1 pseudogene is annotated in these 573 nt (G+C 57.6%); it reads left to right on the top strand.

Annotation, left to right across the window (positions count from 1 at the left end):
• Window positions 1–65 precede the first annotated feature (65 nt).
• Window positions 66–573 (top strand): annotated as a pseudogene (locus ACXJ7R_RS35935) (adenylate/guanylate cyclase domain-containing protein); the annotation flags it as partial.

A 573-nucleotide genomic window follows, 5' to 3' on the forward strand; every position in this document is an offset into this window, starting at 1 on the left:
AGGCGGAGGCGACCGTTCGGCAGCAGTCCGCCTATCGTCTGGCCGCCTGCCTGGGAAACGGGTGCGTGTTGTTCGCCTTCCGCGAGGAGAGCAGTTCGATCGCTCGACTGGCGGATGAACTCCTGCCGCTGGCGCAGGAAAACGGTTTCAATCTCTGGGCAAGGGTGGCGCGCTTTTTTGGTGGCCTGGCTGCATCGAGCCTCGATGACAGTCTGGTGGGTAGCCATATGATGGCATTGACCGAGAGTGATCTTGAAGATGAGGAGGTCGACAAATCGTGTTATTTAGGCTTGCTCGCCAAAGCTTTCATGAACTCCGGGCAATTCAGTATAGCGGCAGTGACCGTTGAGAAAGGTCTGCGCGAAGCCGAAAAGATTGGCGAGCATTACTTTACAGCCGCGTTGCTTCGCATTCGCGGTGAGATCGAACTTGCAAATGGAGCAGGAGACAGAGCGGCGGAGGCTTCTTTCCGCGAGGCGATTGCCTTTGCCAGACAGCAGAACGCCAGGAGTTGGGAGTTGCAGGCGACCAACAGTCTGGCGAAGCTGTTGCGGTCACAGGGTCGGTTCGAAG

The organism is Mesorhizobium sp. P5_C1 (assembly GCF_054049815.1).